The sequence below is a fragment of the Aestuariivirga sp. genome (assembly GCF_041738905.1).
GTDB lineage: Bacteria > Pseudomonadota > Alphaproteobacteria > Rhizobiales > Aestuariivirgaceae > Aestuariivirga.
Genome location: NZ_JBGSOZ010000065.1, coordinates 1 through 22,362, shown reverse-complemented (window position 1 = coordinate 22,362; position 22,362 = coordinate 1). Strand labels below are relative to the sequence as shown.

The 22,362-nt window shown below is 60.6% G+C and carries 18 protein-coding genes; 8 read left to right on the top strand and 10 right to left on the bottom strand.

Annotated features, from left to right (window positions below):
- Positions 1-24: 24 nt before the first annotated feature.
- The 5 genes from ACEW8Q_RS05045 to ACEW8Q_RS05025 all read right to left on the bottom strand — a co-directional run bounded on the left by ACEW8Q_RS05045 (position 25) and on the right by ACEW8Q_RS05025 (position 4,148).
- Positions 25-777 (bottom strand): ABC transporter permease, encoded by a 753-nt coding sequence (locus tag ACEW8Q_RS05045; RefSeq protein WP_373502964.1) that lies wholly within the window; start codon positions 775-777, stop codon positions 25-27.
- Positions 778-785: 8 nt separating this feature from the next.
- Complete coding sequence (locus ACEW8Q_RS05040) at positions 786-1,586, bottom strand: ABC transporter ATP-binding protein (protein ID WP_373502963.1); 801 nt, start codon at positions 1,584-1,586, stop codon at positions 786-788.
- Positions 1,573-2,334, bottom strand: coding sequence for an ABC transporter permease (locus tag ACEW8Q_RS05035; protein WP_373502962.1), 762 nt, complete (start codon positions 2,332-2,334; stop codon positions 1,573-1,575). Before ACEW8Q_RS05035 ends, ACEW8Q_RS05040 begins: the two co-directional genes overlap by 14 nt.
- Before the next feature lie 82 nt (positions 2,335-2,416).
- Positions 2,417-3,379, bottom strand: a complete 963-nt coding sequence (locus tag ACEW8Q_RS05030) for an ABC transporter substrate-binding protein (RefSeq protein WP_373502961.1) — start codon at positions 3,377-3,379, stop codon at positions 2,417-2,419.
- Positions 3,380-3,464: 85 nt separating this feature from the next.
- The gene (locus tag ACEW8Q_RS05025; RefSeq protein WP_373502960.1) at positions 3,465-4,148 is read right to left on the bottom strand and encodes a FadR/GntR family transcriptional regulator; all 684 of its coding nucleotides are present in this window, start codon (positions 4,146-4,148) and stop codon (positions 3,465-3,467) included.
- 183 nt (positions 4,149-4,331) lie between these two features.
- On the opposite strand from ACEW8Q_RS05025, the gene ACEW8Q_RS05020 reads away from it, so the two are divergent.
- The 6 genes from ACEW8Q_RS05020 to ACEW8Q_RS04995 all read left to right on the top strand — a co-directional run bounded on the left by ACEW8Q_RS05020 (position 4,332) and on the right by ACEW8Q_RS04995 (position 11,984).
- Positions 4,332-5,015, top strand: a complete 684-nt coding sequence (locus ACEW8Q_RS05020; RefSeq protein WP_373502959.1) for a fumarylacetoacetate hydrolase family protein — start codon at positions 4,332-4,334, stop codon at positions 5,013-5,015.
- 154 nt (positions 5,016-5,169) lie between these two features.
- Positions 5,170-7,392 (top strand): NADP-dependent isocitrate dehydrogenase, encoded by a 2,223-nt coding sequence (locus ACEW8Q_RS05015; RefSeq protein ID WP_373502958.1) that lies wholly within the window; start codon positions 5,170-5,172, stop codon positions 7,390-7,392.
- Between the two features lie 194 nt (positions 7,393-7,586).
- On the top strand, positions 7,587-8,648 hold the full coding sequence (locus ACEW8Q_RS05010) for an ABC transporter ATP-binding protein (RefSeq protein ID WP_373502957.1): 1,062 nt from the start codon (positions 7,587-7,589) through the stop codon (positions 8,646-8,648).
- 85 nt (positions 8,649-8,733) lie between these two features.
- Positions 8,734-10,047 carry an ABC transporter substrate-binding protein gene (locus tag ACEW8Q_RS05005; RefSeq protein WP_373502956.1) on the top strand — a complete coding sequence of 438 codons (1,314 nt, stop codon included), beginning with the start codon at positions 8,734-8,736 and terminating at the stop codon, positions 10,045-10,047.
- A 78-nt stretch (positions 10,048-10,125) separates the two neighbouring features.
- Positions 10,126-11,070 carry a carbohydrate ABC transporter permease gene (locus tag ACEW8Q_RS05000; RefSeq protein WP_373502955.1) on the top strand — a complete coding sequence of 315 codons (945 nt, stop codon included), beginning with the start codon at positions 10,126-10,128 and terminating at the stop codon, positions 11,068-11,070.
- An 11-nt stretch (positions 11,071-11,081) separates the two neighbouring features.
- Positions 11,082-11,984 (top strand): carbohydrate ABC transporter permease, encoded by a 903-nt coding sequence (locus ACEW8Q_RS04995; protein WP_373502954.1) that lies wholly within the window; start codon positions 11,082-11,084, stop codon positions 11,982-11,984.
- 31 nt (positions 11,985-12,015) lie between these two features.
- On the opposite strand, the gene ACEW8Q_RS04990 is transcribed toward ACEW8Q_RS04995, so the two are convergent.
- From ACEW8Q_RS04990 to ACEW8Q_RS04970, 5 genes are read right to left on the bottom strand one after another with little or no spacing between them, the layout of a single operon-like run.
- A complete protein-coding gene (locus tag ACEW8Q_RS04990; RefSeq protein WP_373502953.1) occupies positions 12,016-12,756 on the bottom strand; it encodes a hypothetical protein in 741 nt (246 codons plus the stop codon).
- Positions 12,753-14,063, bottom strand: a complete 1,311-nt coding sequence (locus ACEW8Q_RS04985) for an aspartate aminotransferase family protein (RefSeq protein ID WP_373502952.1) — start codon at positions 14,061-14,063, stop codon at positions 12,753-12,755. Before ACEW8Q_RS04985 ends, ACEW8Q_RS04990 begins: the two co-directional genes overlap by 4 nt.
- Positions 14,064-14,072: 9 nt before the next feature.
- A complete protein-coding gene (locus ACEW8Q_RS04980; RefSeq protein ID WP_373502951.1) occupies positions 14,073-16,469 on the bottom strand; it encodes an FAD-dependent oxidoreductase in 2,397 nt (798 codons plus the stop codon).
- Entirely contained in the window at positions 16,466-18,835 is a 2,370-nt protein-coding gene (locus tag ACEW8Q_RS04975; protein WP_373502950.1) for an FAD-dependent oxidoreductase, read from the bottom strand. Before ACEW8Q_RS04975 ends, ACEW8Q_RS04980 begins: the two co-directional genes overlap by 4 nt.
- On the bottom strand, positions 18,835-20,358 hold the full coding sequence (locus ACEW8Q_RS04970; protein ID WP_373502949.1) for a trimethylamine methyltransferase family protein: 1,524 nt from the start codon (positions 20,356-20,358) through the stop codon (positions 18,835-18,837). Before ACEW8Q_RS04970 ends, ACEW8Q_RS04975 begins: the two co-directional genes overlap by 1 nt.
- 115 nt (positions 20,359-20,473) lie before the next feature.
- Between ACEW8Q_RS04970 and ACEW8Q_RS04965 the strand changes: the two genes are divergently transcribed.
- Positions 20,474-21,454 (top strand): LysR family transcriptional regulator, encoded by a 981-nt coding sequence (locus tag ACEW8Q_RS04965; RefSeq protein WP_373502948.1) that lies wholly within the window; start codon positions 20,474-20,476, stop codon positions 21,452-21,454.
- A gap of 334 nt (positions 21,455-21,788) precedes the next feature.
- The gene (locus ACEW8Q_RS04960) at positions 21,789-22,274 is read left to right on the top strand and encodes an integrase arm-type DNA-binding domain-containing protein (RefSeq protein ID WP_373502947.1); all 486 of its coding nucleotides are present in this window, start codon (positions 21,789-21,791) and stop codon (positions 22,272-22,274) included.
- The last annotated feature ends 88 nt before the right edge of the window (positions 22,275-22,362 follow it).

Below are 22,362 nucleotides of genomic sequence, written 5' to 3'. Positions count from 1 at the left end.
CTTTCGATGTTTGTGAGCCCGAACCTATCGCGACGCAGCGTAATAGGAAACCTTGCGTTCGAGATGGGCCAGGAATTCGGAAATCGTGAAGGCCAGCCCAAACAGCACGATCAGCACCGCCCAGAATTGGGCCATCAGGAAGTTGCTGGCATAAAGTTCGAACAACGCGCCGAAGCCGACGATCGAGATCAGCAACTGTCCGATGATGACGCCCTTCACCGCGCGGATAACGCCAATTCGGACGCCGCCGAGGATTTCCGGCAATGCCGCCCAGAAATAGATCTTGAAGAAGGCGTCCATGGGTGAGGCGCCGAAGCTGCGGCCCATTTCGACGAGCGACCGGTTGATCTGCAGCACGCCCGCCCGCGCATTGAGGATGATGATCCAGATCGCGAAGAGAGTCGTCGTGATGACGATGGTCTTGGTGCCAAACCCGAACAGCACCATGAGGACGGGGACCAGCGCGGTGAGCGGCGCCGACAGGAAGATATTGACCCAGGGAAGCAGCAACTCGTCGATCAGTCGGTTCTTTCCCATGAGGATACCAACGGGAATGCCGATGACGATGGAAAACGCAACGCCAATCCAGAAGGCATAGGCTGTGGTACCCAGCGCGTTGAGAAATGCGGGCGTGGGAAGCAGTTTGAAGAGCGTCATGATGACGGTCGAAAACGGCGGCACGAAGAAGGTGAGCTTCAACTGCCCGACGATCTCCCACAACGCTGCCCAGATGAGCAGCGATGACATGGCGGGAAGCCTCATTCCAAAAAGCGTCATGCCACCCGTCACTCCACGTAGCTGCGCAGCGAGGCCCAGATCTCGTCCACGATATCGAGATACTCAGGGTCACGGCGGATATTGTTCACGCCCTTGCCCCTGAAGCTCGACGGGCGGATGATCTCGGAAACGCGGCTCGGGCGCGGCAAGAGGATCGCGATCTGGTCGGAGACATAGACCGCCTCCTCGATTGAGTGCGTGACGAAGATGAAGGTCTTCTTTTCGTTGGCGACGAGCGACAGGAGGTCTTCCTGGAACTTCCGCCGCGTCTGCTCGTCAACAGCGGAGAACGGCTCGTCCAGCAGCAGCACCTGTGCATCGACCGAGAGGGCGCGCGCAAGGCCGACGCGCTGGCGCATGCCGCCCGAAAGCTGGTGCGGATACTTTTTCTCGAAACCTGCAAGGCCCACTTCACGAATGTATTTCTCAGCTATCGCCTCACGCTCCGACTTGGCAACACCGCGCAGTTCGAGCCCGAAGGCCACGTTGCGCATCACGTTCGCCCACGGGAGCAGGGCGAAGTCCTGAAACACGAAGGCGCGGTCCGGGCCGGGCGCGGTGACCGTCTTGCCGTTGACAATCACTTCGCCCGATGACGGCTTCAGAAGCCCCGCGATGATTTTCAGCAGCGTGGTCTTTCCGCAGCCCGATGGCCCCAGCAGCGAGGTCAGTTCGCCGCGCGGAAACTCCAGCGACAGGTTCTTGAGCGCTTCCACTTCCTGATAGGACTTGGACACGTTCTTGACCGAGACCGCGCTGTCGGCGGCAGGCGCCACGATCTGCGGTCCGGCCGGTTTAATCTGAGACATAGCCACGGTTGTTTCCTTCAAACAGGACATTTTCAAGCTTCTCCAGAAGGTTCAGGAACAGAACCGCAAGGAGGATGATGGAAAAGATCGCCGCATACATGCTGGGATAATCGGCAATCGAACGGCTGTAGGTGATGATGTCGCCAACGCCCGTCGGCGTGATCTTCAGTTCCGACAGGATCGCGCCGATAAAGCCCGCCGATACGCCGAGGCGAAGGCCCGAGAAGATGATGGGCGAAGCTGCGGGCAGAATGATCTTCAGCAGCACGTCGCGGTCCTTCGCCATGAAGGAGGTCGCCATTTCCTTCATCGAGGCCGGCGTGTTGCGGACAGCACCTGCGGTGTTCAGCACGATCACCGGCATCGCCATGATGCAGACGACGAATACCTTGGATGTGAGCCCGATGCCGTAGACCATCACGAGGATGGGAATGAGTGCGGCAAGTGGTGCGGCCTGCATGACGACGAAAATGGGAGAAAACAGCCAGTCGAAACGCGCGCTGAGCCCGATCCACAGGCCGAGGCCAATTCCTGCAACGGCGGAGATTGCGAGCCCGACTGCAAGAGGCCGAAGTGTTTCACCGTAAGCCACGAAAATGGAGCCATCGAAAACCATCCGGGCCAATGACATCATGGAGTCGCTGAAGGTCGGAAAGGCATAGCTCACGGGAATGCGGCCCGCGATTTCCCATGCCCCGAAGACGATCACTGCCGACAGCAATTTCAGAAGCAGCGAGCGGTGTTTCATCAATGCCGATCCGGTTGTCCTGTTGAAAAGATGGGAATCTGCCGGCCGGTTGTCCGGCCGGCAGTTCAAAGCCTGTGCTGGATTACTTCATCGCCGCGTCGAGCGGAGCAAAGTACCAGAAGTCTTCGATGTTCAATGTGGCCGGATCGCCTTCAAGCTGGCCAGCACCGGTGTACCATTCCATGTCGGCCTTCGCTGCCTCACGGCCACCGCCGTTCGGATCGTAGAGACCGCCTTCGACCGCATCCTTGTAGAAGCCGTCGAGTTCGGCGAGCACTTCCTCGGGGAGCTGGCCGATGGGGCCATCAGCCTTGGTCTCTTTCCGGATGATGGTCGGGTCCTTCATCATGTCGGTCCACGTGCTGTGCAGCGCATCGACAAAAATGTTGACCGCCTTCTCGTTGTTCTGGATCCAGTTCAGGTTGGCGAAGAGCGCTTCATCGCTCGCCTTCACTTCGAACATCGGCAACGCATGGAACTTGTCGCCCGCCTGCGCCACGATCTTGTTCTTGTTCGACAGGTCAAGAATCGTTGCCTTCGCCTGTCCGGCGATCATGGCCACGACGCGGTTGTTCGAACCCGGCACATAGGAGCGGTCGCCGAACTTGATGCCTGCGCGCTGCTCGATGACGTTGGCGATCGAATCCGTGCCGCCGCCGCGCGAGTGCAGCATGATCGGCTGGCCGTTCAGGTCCTCGAGCTTGGTGAATTCCTTGGTGGTGACCGGGAAGAACACCAGACGCGAAAGCTGGAAGATGATGCGGAGCGGCGCCTTGGAGCGCTGCATCGCCGCATAGGGCGTTCCGAACGCGATATCCATGTCGCCGCTCAGCACGGCCTGAATGGCCAGTTCCTCGTCGGCGAATGCCGTCCATTCATAGTCGAGGCCATTGGCCTTGGCCCGCTCGAGTGCCACGAAGAACGCCGCGGTTTCATCCGATGGCGGCTCTGCCAGCGCAATGCGGATCTTGTCGGCATAGGCCGTCGATACCATCATTCCGGTTGCAAGCACCAGGCCTGCAAGTTTCTTGACGAAGTAGTTCATGACTCAACCTCCCTGAGTTTTTGCGTGACGTTCGATAGTCTCCCGTGCGGGGCGTTCGCCTTCTTCTGCAACGGGCCGGCGCTGTTCAACCCTCTCCAAAAAGTCTTTGCGATACGGAGCGCAGGTGTCCCCGCATCGATTCGTAAGCTGCCACCGGATCGCGGTTGGCAATCGCCGCCGCAATCGCATCATGTTCGGCGAAGCTCGAATGGTCGGGCGAGGGCTGGGCGCTGCGCCGGGTCACGTTGCCCCAGGCAACCGCGCGACGAACGCCGTTCAACTGGTCGAACAGCGTCAGCAGCAAAAGATTGTCGCTCGCCTCCGCCACCGTGCGGTGGAAGATATCATCCTGGATTTCATATTCCCGCCAGGTCGCCGCCGCCTTCGAGCGTTCGAGCGCGCGTTGCATTCGCATCTGCGTATCGCCCGATGCATTGACCGCCGCTTCCCGCGCGATGGCAGGCTCGATCGCCATGCGGGCCCGCATCATGCGGAAGGGCGTAAGTTGACGGCCAAGCTCGACGGTCGCGTTGCTGGGCGCTTGCGGGCTGCCATCGGCAATGAAGGTACCTTTGCCCACATGCCGCCAGATCACCCCGTCGCGTTCAAGCGCGCCAAGGGCCTTCCGAAGCGTTGCGCGAGTCATGCCGAGCTCGTCGGTCAAGTGACGCTCAGGCGGCAACCGGACGCCCTGCGTGAAACCGCCGTCAGCAATGTAGCTGCGGAGCCGCGCTACCGGATCGGAATTGCCGTTCATCTGTATTGACATCAGGCATTGGTCTCAAATTGGTTGACCAATTCATGACATGGTTCCGTTCGTTTCTCAATAAAATAATGAACCAATCTATGATTGATCGCCGATGCCATCATGATACTCGTATTGGCAGGGATTGATTTTGCCGTCCTGCCTGCTATAGGCTCCGGTGTCATCATTCTTGCCAAGAGGTGTTACATGGCCGACTTCGTGATTCCTGCGCCGCCCGTCCCCTCCATTCCAGTTAGCGGCGGGGGCGCGTTCCCGGTTCGCCGTGTCTACTGCATCGGGCGCAACTATGCGGCCCACGCGGTCGAGATGGGACATGATCCGGATCGCGAGTCGCCCTTCTTCTTCCAGAAGAATCCGAACAACCTCGATTCGTCGGGCGAGTTTCCCTATCCGCCGCATTCCTCGGATGTTCATCACGAAGTCGAACTCGTCGTCGCGCTGAAGTCGGGCGGCACGAACATTCCCGTAGACAAGGCGCTCGATCACGTCTGGGGCTATGCGGTGGCGCTCGACATGACCAGGCGCGACCTGCAGGGCGAAGCCAAGAAGCAGGGCCGCCCGTGGGAAATCGGCAAGGCCTTCGAACGCTCGGGCCCTGTCGGTCCCTTGCATCCCGCAACGAAAGTCGGCCACCCAACGGCCGGCCGCGTCGAGTTGAAGGTCAATGGCGCCCTCAAGCAGGAAGGCGACATGAACCAGATTATCTGGAAAGTGCCGGAAATGATTTCCTATCTCTCCGAATATTTCGAATTGCAGGCGGGCGACATCATCATGTCCGGAACGCCCTCGGGCGTCGGCCCGGTCGTCAAGGGCGACAAGATTGACGCCATGATCGAAGGCCTGGGCTCGCTCTCCGTCAAGGTCGTCTGACGCCCGGGCGTTCTGCCCTCCGCAACATTCCGCATTTATGGGTGGCGTGCTTCACGAGGCTCGCCATCCCCTCGCAGGCGTTAGCAATTTGTCGTGTGGACCTTGTCTGCACGGCCCGTTATGACGCGAGCGGCATCAAGGAAAGGCTCGGAAAATGACTGATCGTTCTGTCCCCGACATCATCTTCACCAAGGTCGACGAAGCGCCGCAGATCGCCTCCGCATCGCTGCTGCCGATCATCCGGGCCTTCACGGCCCCGGCGGGGATTTCGGTCGGTACCAAGGATATTTCGCTGGCAGGGCGCATCATCGCCGCCTTCCCCGAGAAGTTGACGGCAACACAGCGCCAGCCGGACGATCTGGCCGAACTCGGTGAACTGGTGAAAAGTCCCGCAGCGAACGTCATCAAGCTTCCGAACATTTCGGCGTCCGAACCGCAACTCATGGCCGCCATCAAGGAATTGCAATCACAAGGTTACGACATTCCGGACTATCCTGCGGACCCTGCCACTGCCGAAGAAAAGGAGATCCGCAGCCGCTACGACGCCATCAAGGGCTCTGCCGTCAATCCCGTCCTGCGCGAAGGCAATTCCGACCGGCGCGCCGCGATTGCGGTGAAGAACTATGCCAAGGCCAACCCGCATTCGATGGGCAAGTGGACGGCCGACAGCAAGACCTATGTCTCGACCATGTCCAGCGGCGATTTCCGCGCGAACGAAAAATCCGCAACGCTTGACCAAGCGCAGGCCGGTGCCGCCCGGATCGAACTGGTGAAGGCCGATGGTTCTGCCGTCGTGCTGAAATCTGGCGTGAACCTTCACGCCGGTACGGTTGTGGACACGACCTTCATGTCCGCGCGTACGCTGAGCCAGTTCCTGACCGAGCAGATCGAAGGCGCGAAACGCAACGGCGTGCTGTTCTCGATCCACCTGAAGGCCACGATGATGAAGGTGTCCGACCCCATCATCTTCGGCCATGCGGTCGCAGCCTTCTTGAAGCCCGTCTTCGAGAAGCATGGTGCGGCGCTTGAAAGGGCAGGGGTGAACCCGAATTCCGGCCTCGGCGCGCTGATGGACCAGGTTGCGACCATGCCTGAGCGCGCTGAAATCGAGGCCGACATCAAGGCCGTGATCGAAGCCCGGCCGCCGCTCTACATGGTGAACTCCGACAAGGGCATCACCAACCTCCATGTGCCATCAGACGTGATCGTCGATGCCTCGATGCCGGCCTTGATCCGCGCTGGCGGCAAGGGCTGGGGGCCGGACGGCAAGGCCGCCGACACCAACTGCGTGATCCCCGACAGTTCATACGCTTCGATCTACGATGAGGCGATCAGCTTCTTCAAGGCGAACGGCGCGTTCAATCCATCGACCGCCGGAACCGTCCAGAACATCGGCCTCATGGCGCAGAAGGCCGAGGAATACGGCTCGCACCCGACGACCTTCGAAATCCCCGCGGATGGCACTGTCAGGCTTGTGCTGGCGAATGGCGACGTGCTGCACGAGCACAAGGTGTCGAAGGGCGACATCTGGCGCGCGGCCACCACGCGCAAGGCGCCCATCGAGGATTGGGTGAAGCTTGCCATCGAGCGCCAGAAGGAAGAGGGCTGCCAGGCCATCTTCTGGTTGGATGCAACGCGCCCGCATGACGCGGAACTGATCAAGTATGTGAAGCCGATCCTCGCTGCGGCGGGTGTAGCGGACAAGTTCCAGATTCTCGCCCCGCGAGAGGCCACGCGCCTTTCGCTCGAGACGATAACCCAGGGCAAAAACTCCATTGCCGTCTCTGGAAACGTGCTCCGCGACTATTTGACGGACCTCTTCCCGATCCTCGAGCTTGGAACATCCGCCAAGATGCTCTCGATCGTGAAGCTGATGAACGGCGGCGGCATGTTCGAGACCGGTGCCGGCGGCTCTGCGCCAAAGCACGTGCAGCAGCTGATGGAAGAAAACCATCTGCGCTGGGATTCGCTGGGCGAGTTCTGCGCGTTGGGGGAAAGCCTGAAGTTCCTCGCCAATGCCAAGGGCAATTCCAAGGCGCGGGTGCTGGGCAACGCTGTCGATGCGGCGACACAAGGTGTGCTCGACCACAACAAGTCGCCCGGCGCCAAGGTTGGCCAGACCGACAATCGCGACAGCCACTATTATTTCTCGATGTACTGGGCTGAGGCTCTCGCAGCACAGAAGGACGATGCCGAACTCGCGGCGCATTTCGCACCGATTGCCAAGGCGCTCGCGGAAAACGAGCAGAAGATCGCTGCTGAAATCTCCTCGGCGCAGGGAAAGCCCGCGGACCTTGGCGGATACTACCACACCGACCCTGCATTGACGGAAACCGTGATGCGGCCATCGCCAACTTTCGCGCGCATCATCGGCTGAAGTTGAAAGGTCATTGCATCTTCCATGGTGTGACCACAAACGCACACGGGGCTTGGTGTCAGGCATGAAAACTTGACACCAGGCGGCGATCGTTCGACAAATTGAATCTGACCGGCACAACCATCATGTTACCTGCATGATGGATACAACAGCACGAAACTGAATGCCGGTGCTTGAACGGAATGGGGATGCCAATGGCGCCAGTCGATTTTGTCAATGTCCGAAAGTCATTCGGCGCCACCCCCATCATCAAGGGCGTGAACATCGACATAGCCGATGGAGAATTCGTGATTCTCGTCGGGCCTTCGGGCTGCGGAAAGTCGACGTTGCTCCGCATGCTGGCAGGGCTTGAGAACATCACGGCTGGTGAAGTCCGCATTGGCGGAAAGGTCGTGAACAGGATGCCGCCGAAAGAGCGCGACATCGCCATGGTCTTCCAGAACTATGCGCTCTATCCGCATATGACGGTCGCCGAGAACATGGGCTTCTCGCTGCTGATGAATGGCGTTCCGAAATCCGAAATCGAATCGAGGGTGAAGCCAGCGGCTGAAATCCTCGGCCTCACCAAATTGCTCGACCGTTACCCGCGCCAGCTCTCTGGCGGCCAGCGTCAGCGCGTCGCCATGGGCCGCGCCATTGTCCGCAATCCGCAAGTGTTCCTCTTCGACGAGCCGCTTTCCAACCTCGATGCTAAGCTGCGCGTCCAGATGCGCGTGGAGATCAAGGAACTTCACCAGCGCCTGAAGACAACAACTGTCTACGTCACACACGATCAGATCGAAGCCATGACCATGGCCGACAAGATCGTGGTCATGCATGATGGCATCGTCGAACAGATCGGCGCGCCGCTCGATCTCTACGACCGGCCCAACAATCTGTTCGTCGCGGGATTCATCGGTTCCCCAGCGATGAACATGATCGAGGGGACCATTTCCCCAACTGACCCCAAGACCTTTCTCACGGCAGACGGAACCGCGCTGCCGCTCGCCAAGCCCGTCGATGCGGCGAAGGGCAAGGCACTGGTCTATGGCCTGCGGCCCGAACACGTGCGCTTCGACCCCGAGGGTATTCCGGCAACCGTCGTCGTTACCGAACCCACCGGCGCCGAGACGCTGGTGATCGCGCGCCTCGGCGGCAGTGATCTCACGCTGGTGTTCCATGAGCGCATTCACGTGAACCCCGGCGATATGCTGCGCATTGCGATTAACGAGGCGGCCGTCCATGTCTTCGACAAGGAGACGGGACAGCGACTTTAGGCTCAAACTCAAGCCACCGGTGCTGCCACGGGATGGCGCCGGACGGACAACTCGCAACTTCCCGGAAACGCTTAGGAGGAAAGCAATGAAAATCAACAGACGCGATCTGCTTGCGGTGTCGGCCGCAGGACTTGCAGCTACAGCCGGACTCGGGCTCGGCGGAAGCAACCCGGCCTTCGCGCAGGAGCCAAGCTATACGCCAGAAGAAGGCGCCAGCCTTCGTCTTCTGCGCTGGTCGCCCTTTGTCCAGGGCGATGAAGATGCCTGGCTTGCCAACACCAAGAAGTTCACCGAGGCGACCGGCGTCGAAGTCCGCGTCGACAAGGAAAGCTGGGAAGACATCCGCCCGAAGTCGGCCGTGGCCGCGAACGTCGGATCCGGCCCCGACATGGTTCTCTGCTGGTTCGACGACCCGCACCAATATCCCGACAAGCTGGTCGACCTGACGGACCTTGGCACCTATCTCGATGGCAAGTACGGCGGCTTCTATGAAGGCCTCAAGGGCTATGCCACGCGTGGCGACAAGTACATCGCCTTGCCGCTGGCCGCCATCGGCAACGCCATCTGCTATCGCCAGAGCCATATCGAGGCGGCGGGCTTCAAGGAATTCCCGAAGGACACCGCAGGCTTCCTTGAACTCTGCAAGGCGATGCAGGCCAAGGGCACACCGGCTGGCTTCGCGCATGGCAAGGCCGTGGGCGACGGCAACAACTACGCTCACTGGCTGCTGTGGAGCCATGGTGGCAAAATGGTGGACGAGAACGGCGTCGTGGCCATCAACAGCCCCGAAACGCTCGCGGCTTTGAACTACGCCAAGGCGCTCTACGACACCTTCATTCCGGGCACGGAAAGCTGGCTTGACATCAACAACAACCGCGCCTTCCTCGCGGGTCAGGTGTCGCTGACGGCCAACGGCGTTTCGCTCTACTACGCCGCCAAGAAGGACGAGAAGCTGAAGGACATGGTGGCCGATCTCCGCACCGTGAACTTCCCCGTCGGTCCCGTAGGTAAGAGCGTCGAACTGCATCAGACGACGCAGGCCATCGTGTTCAACCACACGAAGTTCCCCAACGCCTGCAAGGCCTATCTGAAGTTCATGTTCGAAGCCGAGCAGATGAACGCCTGGATCACCGGCTCCAGCGCCTATTGCTGCCAGCCGCTCAAGGCCTTCGCCGACAATCCCATCTGGACCGCAGACCCGCTGCATGCACCATATGCCGTTGCTTCGGCGACGCTCCAGCCGAACGGCTATGCCGGGCCGCTGGGCTATGCCTCTGCCGCCGTCATGGCCGACTATGTGGTGGTTGACATGTTCGCGTCCGTCGTCACGGGTGCCGCAACGCCTGAAGAGGCGATCACCCAGGCCGAGAAGCGCGCAAATCGCTACTACAAGGTCTGATCTCGCAACGCTGCGGGCCATTTGCTTCATGCGGGTGGCCCGCAACTTACTCAAGAGTTCGCTAAAGAGGCACGCGGCATGACCAGCTCATCCACCACCGCATCACCTGAGCGGTCAGGAACGATACTGTCGCGCTTCAACAACAACAGGAACGCGCTCGGCATCATCTTCATGCTGCCCGCCGCGATCTTCCTGATCGGCTTCCTCACCTATCCATTGGGGCTGGGCGTCTGGCTGGGCTTCACCGATACGCGGATTGGCCGCGCGGGCGATTTCATCGGCCTCGAGAACTATGCCTACCTGATGGACGATCAGGTGTTCTGGCTCTCGGTCTTCAACACCGTCGTCTACACCGTCGTCGCATCGATCCTGAAGTTCGTGCTCGGCCTCTGGCTGGCGCTGATCCTCAACGAGAAGCTCCCCTACAAATCATTCTTCCGCGCCATCGTGCTGCTGCCATGGGTGGTGCCTACGGTTCTCTCGGCGCTCGCCTTCTGGTGGATCTACGATGCGCAGTTTTCCATTCTCTCGTGGTCGCTGATGAAGCTCGGCCTGATCGACACCCCCATCAATTTCCTTGGCGATCCGCTCAACGCGCGCCTCTCCGTCATCGCCGCCAATGTCTGGCGCGGCATTCCCTTCGTGGCGATCTCGCTGCTTGCCGGATTGCAGACGATCCCCGTATCGCTGCAGGAAGCCGCCTCGCTCGATGGTGCCACGCCGTGGAAGCGTTTCCGCTATGTAACACTGCCAATGCTGACGCCCATCATCGCAGTGGTGATGACCTTCTCGGTGCTGTTCACCTTCACCGACTTCCAGCTGATCTACGTGCTGACCAAGGGCGGCCCGGTGAACGCAACACATCTCATGGCGACGCTGTCGTTCCAGCGCGGCATTCCCGGTGGTCAGCTTGGCGAAGGTGCTGCCATTGCCGTGTCGATGATCCCGTTCCTGCTCGCGGCAATCCTGTTCAGCTTCTTCGGGCTGCAGCGCCGCAAATGGCAACAGGGCGGACAGGACTGAGGGGGCACATCATGGTAAATCCATCAAAGACAATTACCCCTGACGAGTTCCACGACGAATCCGAAGGCATGAGCTACCTGAGCAACCTGCCGCGGCGGGTGGTGCTGATCTATCTGCCGCTCGCCATATTCGTCTTCGTGCTGCTGTTCCCGTTCTACTGGATGGCGATCACCGCGGTGAAGCCCAACTCGCAGCTCACCGATTACGAAAACTACAGCCCGTTCTGGGTGGTGGGCCCGACGCTGGAACATATCAAGTATCTGCTGTTCGAAACATCCTATCCGGGCTGGCTGTGGAATACGTTGCTGATCTCGACGGCCGCCACCTTCCTCTCGCTCTTTGCCTCGGTCTTCGCGGCCTACGCCATCGAGCGCGTGCGCTTCACGGGTGCCCGCACTTTCGGCCTGCTGATCTTCCTCGCCTATCTGGTGCCGCCATCGATCCTCTTCATTCCGCTGGCCTTCATCGTCTTCAATCTCGGCATCTACGATTCGAAGTTTGCACTCATCTTCACCTATCCCACCTTCCTCATTCCCTTCTGCACCTGGCTGCTGATGGGCTATTTCCGCTCGATCCCCTATGAGCTTGAGGAAAGCGCACTGGTCGACGGCGCCACCCGCTGGCAGATCCTGCGGCGGATCATCCTGCCGCTGGCCGTGCCGGGGCTGATTTCGGCCGGCATCTTCGCTTTCACGCTGTCGTGGAACGAGTTCATCTACGCGCTCACCTTCATCCAGTCGTCGGAGAACAAGACTGTGCCGGTGGGCGTTCTCACCGAACTGGTGCGCGGCGACATCTTCGAATGGGGGGCGCTGATGGCCGGGGCTCTATTTGGTTCGCTGCCCGTGGTGATCCTCTATTCGTTCTTCGTGGACTACTATGTCTCGTCCATGACGGGTGCCGTGAAGGAATGACCTGAGCCATCACTCCTGACGCGATGGACTTCTAGATCGCCCGCGCTCTGAGCAGGTCGTAAAACGCCTTGTGATGCTCATAGAACTTCTGGAAACGCGGCTGCTCCGCCACGAGCTGGGCAAATTGTGCTTGCGTCCGGGCTTCATGGTCTGACTCCAGTGGCTTGATGCCTTTGCTCGTCATTACATCCTTGTGCCAGCCGGAAACCTGCTGCCAGTCCTCTGGCGCAGGTTGGTTCCAATCCAGTGCTTGCGGCTTGTCTGCAAGCCCGACTGCACTCCAGTAGCGCTGCATCGTCCCCGCTGCATCGCTGCGCACATCCTCGCTCAACACCACGACTGCCTTTGGCAGTCTCTCGAAATGCCGCCACTGTGCCTCGATGCCGATCTCTTCCAGCGTCAACTCAGGATCAAGTTTGGCATAGGAAACGATGGAGGCCACGGGCTCCCTCACCAGAAAGGAGTGAGTGACCCGGTCAACGAACTCCGGATCATCAAACAGATGTGGCATCACATAGTAACTCATGTCCTTGAAGAACACGGGTGAACTTTCGGCCTTGGCGAGGATCATGTCGCGAATGCTCTGATAGTCGCGCGGGTGATCGTCTTTCGCGTCGAAATGCGGCATTTCCCGTTTCGAACGGTGAATGTAGTAGTCGTACATGAAAGGTTCGTGCAGGCACTTGAGATCGCCTCGTGTCCGCATGATGCGCTCGAAGGCGGTGGACATCGAGCGCGGGTGTGACCACAGCGCGATGATGGGGTGGCTCACGTGGCCACCTCATTGAAAGCGCGGTCCAGCCCCTCGGCCACCTGGTCCACATCTTCGAGCGACAGGCACATGGGCGGCACCATGCGCAGCACCGAACGGTTGGGGCCGGACTTCGACAGAATGAGGCCCTGGTCGCGGCACTTTTCGAACACGGCAGCGGTCGTTTCCGCATCGGGCTCCTTGCTCTTGCGGTCCTTCACCATTTCGATGGCAAGCATCAGCCCGCGCCCCCGTACATCGCCGATCGCCTTGTGGCGTTGCTGCAAATCCTTCAATCGTTCGAGCAGCACGGCACCTACAGCCTTTGCATTCTGCTGCGTGCGCTCCTCACGGATGACCTGCAGCACGGCGCGGCCCGCCGCGCACGAGGTGGGATGGGCCCCATAGGTGTGGAACATGAATTTCTCGGCCATCACATCGCCAATGGCCTTTCGCGCCACCACGGCGCCCAGCGGAAAACCGTTGCCGATGCCCTTTGCCAACACCACGATGTCGGGCACCACGCCATCCTGCTCAAAGCCCCACATATGGTCGCCGGTGCGGCCAAAGCCCGATTGCACTTCATCGGCGATGTACAGGCCACCGGCGGCGCGCACCCGTTCTGCGGCGCCTGACATATAGCCCTTCGGCATTTCGATGATGCCGCCATAGCCCTGCACGCTCTCAACGAGAATGCCAGCGACGCGGCCTGTGGTTGCGGCAGCGATGGCCTGTTCGATTTCATCGAGATAGGGATCGACCGTCGCGCCGTAGACACCGCGATACTGATTGGGCTCTGCCACGAAGGCAACATTCCCCGGCATGCCGGGGTGGCGGAAGGCCGCAATGCCGGTGACGGATTGTGCGGCAGATGTCGGCCCATGATAGGCGGTGCGCAGCGCCAGCAGGTCCAGATGGCCTGTAAACGTGCGCGCCATCACCATGGCGAGGTCGATGGCCTCCGAGCCCGAGTTGGTGAAGTGCACCACCCATTCCTGGCCTTTGGGCATGGTTGCAGCCAGTTCTTCGGCAAAATGCGCAGGCACCGGGTGATAGAACATGGTCGTGCAGTGGGTGAGGTCTTGTGCCTGGTCCATGGCCGCCTTCACCACCTTGGGGTGGGAGTGTCCGACCGAGATGCACACGTTCATGGCGAGCAGATCGATGTACCTCTTGCCCTCGACATCCCACAGGTACTGCATCGCGCCCTTGCGGAACACCATGGGCTCCTTGAACGGCACGAACTTCTTCTGCGAGGCGGCATAAAAAGTGTTGCGCCGTTCGGCCGTGGCAGCGGTTGACCAGTCAGTGGGGAGGGGTTTGTCCATCTCTTGCTCCTAAACCTTCATGCGGCCGTTGGCGGCGTCATAGGGCGCTGCACCCAGGATGCGCGCCGTGAATTCGCGGCCCAGCATCTTGACGGTAAGGCCAGTGCGGGCCTCGGCATCGCGGAGAAAGGCAAGGGCAAGCGATTGCTTCACCCGGTGACAATAGGCACCCGATGTCACGACGCCCACAGGCTTTCCACCTGCAAACACGGCATGCGAATAGAACGGTTCGATGTCTTCGGCCGTGTCGATGGTAAGTAACACCATGTCCCATGGCCTGGGCTTTGCGAGCATGGCATCCCGCCCGATGAACTCGCGGCCTTCGGTCTTGACGAGCGGCGCGAGGCCATTTTCAAGTGGTGACCGCTCGGTCGTAAGATCATAGCCCCAGGCACGATAGCCCTTTTCAAGCCGCATGGAATTGGCGGCATAGGCTCCATAATGACCGATGCTGAAGGGCTTGCCCGCGCTTTCAAGCGCCAGGAAAACCCGGGCCGCATCAGCGCGGGGCAGGTGCAGTTCAAAGCCGAGTTCGCCGACATAAGACACGCGCAGCACGCGGGCGCTGACGCCTGCGATGTTCATGCTCTGGACCGAGAGCCAAGATCCGAAATCGTCATCGGATATCGAACGCAATACATCAATCGAGCGGGGGCCCATCAACCCGATGACGGAGAGCGCATCCGTCTGGTTGATGATCTTCACGTCGTATCCTGAAGCGCGCGCGGTGAGCACATCAAGGTCCATTTCCTCGGACGCCGCAGCGGATGTGAGGTAGGCGTGACCTTCGCTGAGCACTGCAATGGTGAATTCCGATGCAACGCCGCCAGCAGGGGTGAGTACATGCGTGAGGCCAACGCGCCCGGGCTTCGGTGGCCTGTTGGCCCCCAGGCAATCGAGAAAGCGCAGCGTATCGGCGCCTGAAACTTCGAACTTCGAGAACACCGAAAGATCAGCCAGAGCCACGCGGTTTTGCACGGCATCGATTTCGCGCGCCACCGCCTCGAACCAGTTGGTGCGGCGGAAGCTGTCCTGCGTCACATCCTGCGGCTTGGTGGAGAACCAGTTGGGCCGCTCCGACGCATGTGGCGCTCCCATCACTGCACCGCGTTCCACCATCAGGTCATGCAGCGCGGACATGCGGACGTTGCGGGCCGCGGGCCGTTCCTCAAACGGGTAGTGCACTCCAAATTGCAGGCCAAAGCACTCGATCGCCTTGGCGACACGATAGTCCCGGTCGGCCCACGCGCCAAAGCGGCGCGGGTCAACGGCGAGTGCATCCATCAACGGCGCGCCATGCGTCATCCAGTGGGCAAGGAATTTGCCAGCGCCACCACCTTCCATGACGCCCATGGACGACCCCGTGAGCAGCCAGGCGTTGGGCACGCCATGCGCAGGGCCAATGAGCGGGTTTGCATCCGGTGTGAAGGTAATGGGCCCATTGATGACGGTCTTGACGCCGCCATTGCCGATTGCCGGCACGCGCGCCATCGCCATCTCGATGATGTGTTCGACCCGCTCGAGATCTGGCGGCATCAACTCCGCGCCAAAGGCCGGCGGAACACCGTCCACCGACCAGACCTGCGCTTGTCTTTCATAGGGGCCGAGAATGAACCCATCGCGCTCCTGCCGCAGGTACCAGCTTTCTTCCGGATCGCGGATGATCGGCAGCTCCGGTGCACCCGCCTTCTGCCGCGCCGCAATTTCGGGGATCGTGTCTGTCACCAGGTACTGATGCAGCACTGGCACAGAAGGCACGTTGACGCCCATCATGCGGCCGATTTCAAAGCCCCAGGTGCCGGCGGCATTGACGAGATGAACGGCGCTGAGCGTGCCCCTGGCGGTTTCAACGATCCAGCGATCACCCTCGCGGCGAATGGCGTGCACGGGATTGTAGCGCTGAATGACGGCACCGTGGCGCACCGCGACTTGCCCCATAGCATTGGTGGCAAGCGAGGGGTCGACGTGGCCATCATCCGGTTCAAAGATGCCACCGAGCAGACCGTCGAGTTTAGCCAGCGGATGCAGTTCTGCAATGCGCGCCCGGTCGATGATCTCGAGCGGATAGCCGGTGAACTCTGAAAGGCCAGCGACATGGCGGAATTCATCCATCCGCTCCGGATTGCGGGTAACACGCATGGCCCCTGAGCGATGAAAGCCGCAGGACTGCCCGGTCTCCTGCGGGAGAATATCACGATACAGGCGAACCGAAGTGGCGCGCAGTTCCTGGATGGTGGGGTTATGTGCAAAATGTGTACACAGTCCCGCCGCATGCCAGGTGGAGCCGTGGGTGAGATCATTCTTCTCGACCAACACACAATCATACCAGCCCGACTTGACGAGGTGATAGAGGAGGGACACCCCCATTGCCCCGCCGCCGATGATGACGGCCTGTACATCACTCATGCTTTCATCCTCGCGCCGCCCGGATCAAACGGCGGTTTGGCCAGAACATGAGCCGGATACCGCTTGCCCGCTACTTCCACTTCCACGTCGTCGCTCGTGCCAGTCAAAAGCAGGGCCAGCGCAAGCGTGAGACCGGTGCGAACGCCCTTTGCGCCTGACGTGACACCGCCAACATGCTGGCCATTCTGATAAACAGGCTCGTCATGCAGGATGAGCGGATCGCCTTCAATCGCGAGCAGCACCATGCGGCGCGACAGGCCCTGCGCCTTCTGCTTTTCGAGTGCCGCCTTGCCTTTGAATTGCTTCGACCAGTCTATGGCAAAGCCGAGACCGGTTTCCAGAGGCGTAAGCTCCGGGCCAAGATCATGGCCCCAGTGGCGATAACCCTTCTCGATGCGGCAGCCATTGAGCGCGTGGTGGCCCATGGGCTTGGCGTCAGCACTGATGAGTGCATCGAACACACCAACGGCGTGCGCGGCGGCAACGCTGATCTCCCACCCAAGCTCTCCAACGAAGCTCAGCCGCGTCGCCGAGCAGGTTACGCCGGCAATGGTGACATCCCGGCAGGTGGAGAAGGGGAAATCCGTCCAGTCATCGTCAGAGATGCCTTGCAATGCTGAACGGGCATTCGCCCCCATTGCGCCGATGACGCAGAAGTCTTCCGTGCGATCAGTAATGCTGACGGTTTCGCCGCGCAAGGAACGGCGCAGGAAGGCAAGGTCGCGCTGGCGCGTAGCGGCACCTGAAGTGATGCGGAATGTCCGCTCATCCAGCCGCGTGACCGTGACATCCATCTCGATTCCGCCGCGCGCGTTCAGCATCAGCAAATAGACGGCGCGGCCAATTTCCCGGGCCACATTGGCGGTGCAGAGACGCTGCAGGAATGCTTCCGCATCAATCCCTTTCACGTCGATCTTCGTGAAGGGGGAAAGGTCGATCAGCGCCGTGCCTTTCGCCATTTGTGCGGCCTCGCGCTCGGCGATCCCTTGCCAGGCCTGCACGCCCACTGAATAGGGCAGTTTCCTTTCGCTCTCGTCTGTGGCGTACCACAACCCGCGTTCCCAACCGGCTGTCAACCCGAACACGGCCCCTTGCGCCGCCCACTTGTCATGCAGCGCTGAACGGCGCAACCCACGCCCTGCCGTGGGCTGCTTGAACGGCCAGTGCATGGCAAAGAGATCAGATACCGCCTCAATCATGCGCTCTTGCATGTGGCTGTCGGATGCCGTGGCGGGATCAATGCGGGCGATGTCGACTTCCCACAGGTCGATGGGCTGCTCGCCATCCACGATCCAGTCCGCCAGGTATTTTCCGATACCGGCCGAACTCATGATGCCGACCGAGTTCATGCCCGCCGCCACGAACAGCCCGTCCACCAGCGGGGCCTCACCCACCAGGGGGCGCGTATCCACCGTGAAGCTTTCCGGCCCGTTCATGAAATGCTGGATGCCGACGGTCGCAAGCGATGGGATGAGCGCGAGAGCTGCTTCCATGAAGGGGCCGAACTGATCCCAGTCCTCCGGCATCTCGAGGAAGGGACGATTGCCCTCGGGGCCATGAGCGTCCCAGACCTTCGCATTGGGCTCGAATCCGCCAATGACCAGCTTGCCCGCGTCGCCCTTCACGTAAATGCCGCTGTCGAGATCGCGCACAACAGGAAAGGGGTTGGGCAGACCCGGAATCGGCTCGGTAACAATGTACATGTGCTCGACTGCTTGCAGGGGCAGGGCGAGGCCCGCGTCATGGGCGAGCTTCTTTGACCATGCGCCAGCGCACAACACCACGGCATCGGCTGGCATGGCGCTGCCATCGGCCAGCACAACGCCGGTGGCGCTGCCACCTTGGGTGACAATGCGGGTAACGCTCACCCCCTCGCGGATCACTGCACCATGGTTTTTTGCGGCGCGTGCATAGGCCATGCAAAGGTCAACCGGATTGACATTGGCATCCTCGGGCACTCTCAGCGCACCCACATGGCTGGAGAGGTCGAGCTGCGGTACGGCAACGTCAGCAGGTGAGATGATCTCCGGGGTGAGCCCCATGTGGCGGCCACTGGCGGCAATGCGGTGCAGCTCATCCATTCGCTCATGCTCGCGCGCCAGCCAATAGCCTCCCGTGCTGCGATAGCCGGTGCTCATGCCGGTTTCGGCTTCAAGCTGCGGAAACAGCTGCAGCGCGTGGCTTGCGATCTTCGTCATGTTGGCCGTGGCGCGCAGCGGACCGACAATCCCTGCCGCATGCCAGCTTGTGCCGGAAGTCAACTGATTGCGCTCGAGAAGCGTCACGTTCTTCTCGCCGCGTTTGGCCAGATGATAGGCGACGCTGAGGCCGATGGCGCCGCCGCCTATGACAATGATGGTACGCATCAGAAGTAGTTCATATCGGGTTGGGATGCCTTGATCCGCGCCATGTAGTCGCGCAGCGCCTCGTCGATGGCAGGATCGAGGCCCGGGTCCACGTAATTCTCGAGCTGCTTTTTCCAGATGGCATTGGCCCGCTGCGCAGCATCCTTGCTGCCTTCCGCCTGCCATTGCTCGAAGGAGTTGTTGTCGGGCGTCAGCGGGCGGAACAGCGCGCCCATGAAGTTGGCGAGCGTATGGCTGGAACCGAGAAAGTGTTGACCGGGGCCGGTCTCGGCAATGGCGCTCATCGCCTGTGCATTCTCGGAGAGATCGATGCCGTCAAAGAAGCGCGCCACCTTGCCGCAGAGATCATGATCGATGATCGTCTTCTCGAAGGATGTGACGAGCCCGCCCTCGAGCCAGCCAGTGGCATGGTTGATGAGATTGGCCCCGGCAAACATCGACATGATGAGGCCCCATGCAGCTTCCTGTTCGCTTTGCGCATCAGGCAGCTTGGAAGCGGAGAGGGTGCCCACGGTGTGAAATGGAACGCCCAGCCGCCGCGCCAGCTGTCCGGCAGCCAGAACCATGAGCCCGGCTTCCGGCGTGCCGAAGGTCGGTGCGCCTGATTGCATCGACATGGTCGAGGCAAAACTTCCCATGAGGCACGGCGCACCAGATGCAATGAGTTGAACCAGTGCCAGGCATGCGGTTGCTTCCGCCAGCACTTGCGAGAGCGTGCCGGCAACGGTCGTGGGGCTCATGGCGCCGGTCAGCACCCAGGGTGTGCAGGCCACCGGCTGGCCAGCCCGCGCATAAGTCTTGAGTGCGCCGGACATGTGCGAGTCCATGACCAGGGGCGCATTGGTGTTGGACACACAATAGAGCACAGGATTCTGTGCTACGAATTCGGCACCGAACACGATGCGCGCCATGTCTATCGCGTGGCCCGCCCGTTCAGCCCCGATGAAGGCCCCCATGAACGCCCGGTCGGAATGGCGGATGTGGGCATAGAGCATGTCCAGATGCCGCTTGTTGGCAGGCAGGTCAACTGGTTCACACACAACGCCGCCTGAATGATGCAGCCATGGCAGCGTGTGATGCAGCTTCACCAGAGTCTTGAAGTCATCGTAACTCGCATAGCGGCGGCCCCCGTCGAGGTCATGCACGAAGGGTGGTCCCCAGGACGGGCAGAGCACGGTGGCGCTGCCACCCAAGCGCACGTTGTTGGCGGGGTTGCGCGCATGCTGGGTGAATGCGGCAGGTGCCGTGGCCTGAATGGTGCGGCGGCAGAAGCCCCGCTCGAAGCGGACACGCGTCTCCCTCACGTCGCATCCGGCGTTGCGGAAGATATCGAGGATTTCAGGATCGCCGGTGAACTCCATGCCTGTTTCTTGAAGGATTGTATCGGCGTTGGCCTCGATGAGCGACAGGCCCTCCACCGAGAGCACGCTGAATGTATCGAGCTTGCGCAGGATGTAGGCTGCGCGCGGCGCTGCTTCTGCTCCTGCGGTGCGTCTTCGTCTTGTCTTGTCTGCCGCCAGCATTGTGTTGAGCCTGTATTCGAATTTCCAGTCTGCAGGCTTTCACAGCGCGCGCCAGAGTTCAATTGACGGAGGCTCATCATTAGGATTTCTTATAGTAGCAACATCAGGACATCCGATGAAGAAACGCGCGCCCATCAACTCGAACCTGCTCAAGGCCATGGAAGTATTCGTGGCGGTGGCCGAAACCGGCAAGATGACGGCGGCAGCGCAATTGCTGGGCATGACGCAATCGGCCGCCTCGCAGCATATTGCTTCGCTGGAACGCGCCTATGAGGCTGTGCTTTTCGATCGCAGCGTGCGCCCCACGCGCCTCACCCAGGTGGGCACGCTGCTGCACCGCCACGCGGCCCGCATTCTCAACGTAGTGGGCGACTTGGAAACGGAAATGCGCCATCAGGGCCCGCATCCCATTGGCGTATTGCGCCTTGGCATTCTGGCGTCGATCGCAACGACATTGACGCCGCCGCTCGTCACCCTCGCCAGGAAGGGCTTCGGCGTGCAGGACGTGACCCTTCATGCGGGCCAGAGCGGCGACCATGAAAACCTTCTGCGCACGAGGACGGCGGACCTCGCCATCACATCCAATCCGTTCTACGACATGGATGGCCTGGAGCGTTACCCTGTACTGCAGGAATCCTTCCTGCTCGTCGTGCCGGAGAAATATCGCGGGCCGACCGACAGGCTGGAAGCCGTACAGGCCAAACTGCCGCTCATCCGCTTTGGCGACTCCACGAGTGTCGGCCGTCAGATCACCCAGCACCTCCGCCGCATCAGGGCAAAGCCGCAGCAGGTGATCCAGGCTGACCGCTCGTCCATGGTCACCGCTTGCGTGGCGCACGGCATGGGCTTCACGTTGCTCACGCCGAGTTTGTTGATTGACGGATTTGTCGAGCAGATGCCGCTTCGCGTGCTGCCATTGCCGGTGCCCGGCTTTTCACGAACGATAACGGTCGTGGCACGCGAAAATGAACTGGCGGATTTCCCGCTGCATGTCGCCAATCTCTCGCGCACCACGCTGGTTGAGCAGATCGACAGGCAAATGGGGGCAGTGGGCCTGGGCGCCCTCAATCTGCTCGGCAAAGACAGCTGGCCCTGAGGCACACGCAACGCCGCGTCTTGGCTTCAGGAATTAGGCATGGCGAGTTCGGGAGTGATCTGCCGGCAGACCTCAGGCCAGGTTCTGAATTTGTCTGTAGAAGACCCTCGGTGGCGGGTCAGCATTCCGCCATTTCTGCATTTAAATCATTGCTTTGATGAACAACACTGGCGGAGGGGGAGACCGCCATAATCAATATCACACTGGATCAGATTGAGCCACCTGTCTTGCATAAACCATTGTATTCAAGCATCTTTGAACAACCTCATATCAGGACGTATCAGGAAAGCCCACTAAGGATGTGGGGCCAGATGTGGGGCCAAAGAGGTGCACGATGGTACAGATCACGGACATGAAGGCGCGCAACATCGCGCCCGGACACGCGGTGAGCGACGGCACTGTTCCCGGCTTGAAGTTGGAGGCTGGGAAGCTGAAGGGGCATGGAAAGTGGATGCTGCGTTTCGTTTCGCCCGTCACAGGTAAGCGCCGGGACATGGGGCTAGGGGCCTACCCGGAGGTTACCATAGCGGAGGCCCGTGCGAAGGCACTGGCGGCTCGGTCGCTCCTTAAGGCCAAGCGCGACCCGCTGGAGGAACGCCAAGCCGCCGCCAGTGTGCAGGCCGCAGCCATGACGTTCGAACAGGCGGCCCGGAAGGTGCACGAGGAACAGAAGCCGGGATGGAAGAACGCCAAGCATGCCGACCAATGGATTACCACGCTTGAACGTCATGCCTTCCCCGTCATAGGCAAGCTTAAGGTCGGCGATCTCGGGGATGTCCCGTACTCTGTTGAAAATGCCAAGGCTGGCGTCGCTGGTTGAACCTTATGCAGCATCGGCCAAGCGGTCAACTGCATGGGAGGCTGGCTGCTCGGTCCGATGGTTTTGAAGTGCGGCCTTGAGGATTGGC

Excerpts from the sequence above, each read along its gene's own strand:
- ACEW8Q_RS05045 (WP_373502964.1), bottom strand. The coding sequence starts at position 777 with ATGACGCTTTTTGGAATGAGGCTTCCCGCCATGTCATCGCTGCTCATC.
- ACEW8Q_RS05040 (WP_373502963.1), bottom strand. The coding sequence starts at position 1,586 with ATGTCTCAGATTAAACCGGCCGGACCGCAGATCGTGGCGCCTGCCGCC.
- ACEW8Q_RS05035 (WP_373502962.1), bottom strand. The coding sequence starts at position 2,334 with ATGAAACACCGCTCGCTGCTTCTGAAATTGCTGTCGGCAGTGATCGTC.
- ACEW8Q_RS05030 (WP_373502961.1), bottom strand. The coding sequence starts at position 3,379 with ATGAACTACTTCGTCAAGAAACTTGCAGGCCTGGTGCTTGCAACCGGA.
- ACEW8Q_RS05025 (WP_373502960.1), bottom strand. The coding sequence starts at position 4,148 with ATGTCAATACAGATGAACGGCAATTCCGATCCGGTAGCGCGGCTCCGC.
- ACEW8Q_RS05020 (WP_373502959.1), top strand. The coding sequence starts at position 4,332 with ATGGCCGACTTCGTGATTCCTGCGCCGCCCGTCCCCTCCATTCCAGTT.
- ACEW8Q_RS05015 (WP_373502958.1), top strand. The coding sequence starts at position 5,170 with ATGACTGATCGTTCTGTCCCCGACATCATCTTCACCAAGGTCGACGAA.
- ACEW8Q_RS05010 (WP_373502957.1), top strand. The coding sequence starts at position 7,587 with ATGGCGCCAGTCGATTTTGTCAATGTCCGAAAGTCATTCGGCGCCACC.
- ACEW8Q_RS05005 (WP_373502956.1), top strand. The coding sequence starts at position 8,734 with ATGAAAATCAACAGACGCGATCTGCTTGCGGTGTCGGCCGCAGGACTT.
- ACEW8Q_RS05000 (WP_373502955.1), top strand. The coding sequence starts at position 10,126 with ATGACCAGCTCATCCACCACCGCATCACCTGAGCGGTCAGGAACGATA.
- ACEW8Q_RS04995 (WP_373502954.1), top strand. The coding sequence starts at position 11,082 with ATGGTAAATCCATCAAAGACAATTACCCCTGACGAGTTCCACGACGAA.
- ACEW8Q_RS04985 (WP_373502952.1), bottom strand. The coding sequence starts at position 14,063 with ATGGACAAACCCCTCCCCACTGACTGGTCAACCGCTGCCACGGCCGAA.
- ACEW8Q_RS04980 (WP_373502951.1), bottom strand. The coding sequence starts at position 16,469 with ATGAGTGATGTACAGGCCGTCATCATCGGCGGCGGGGCAATGGGGGTG.
- ACEW8Q_RS04975 (WP_373502950.1), bottom strand. The coding sequence starts at position 18,835 with ATGCGTACCATCATTGTCATAGGCGGCGGCGCCATCGGCCTCAGCGTC.
- ACEW8Q_RS04970 (WP_373502949.1), bottom strand. The coding sequence starts at position 20,358 with ATGCTGGCGGCAGACAAGACAAGACGAAGACGCACCGCAGGAGCAGAA.
- ACEW8Q_RS04965 (WP_373502948.1), top strand. The coding sequence starts at position 20,474 with ATGAAGAAACGCGCGCCCATCAACTCGAACCTGCTCAAGGCCATGGAA.
- ACEW8Q_RS04960 (WP_373502947.1), top strand. The coding sequence starts at position 21,789 with ATGGTACAGATCACGGACATGAAGGCGCGCAACATCGCGCCCGGACAC.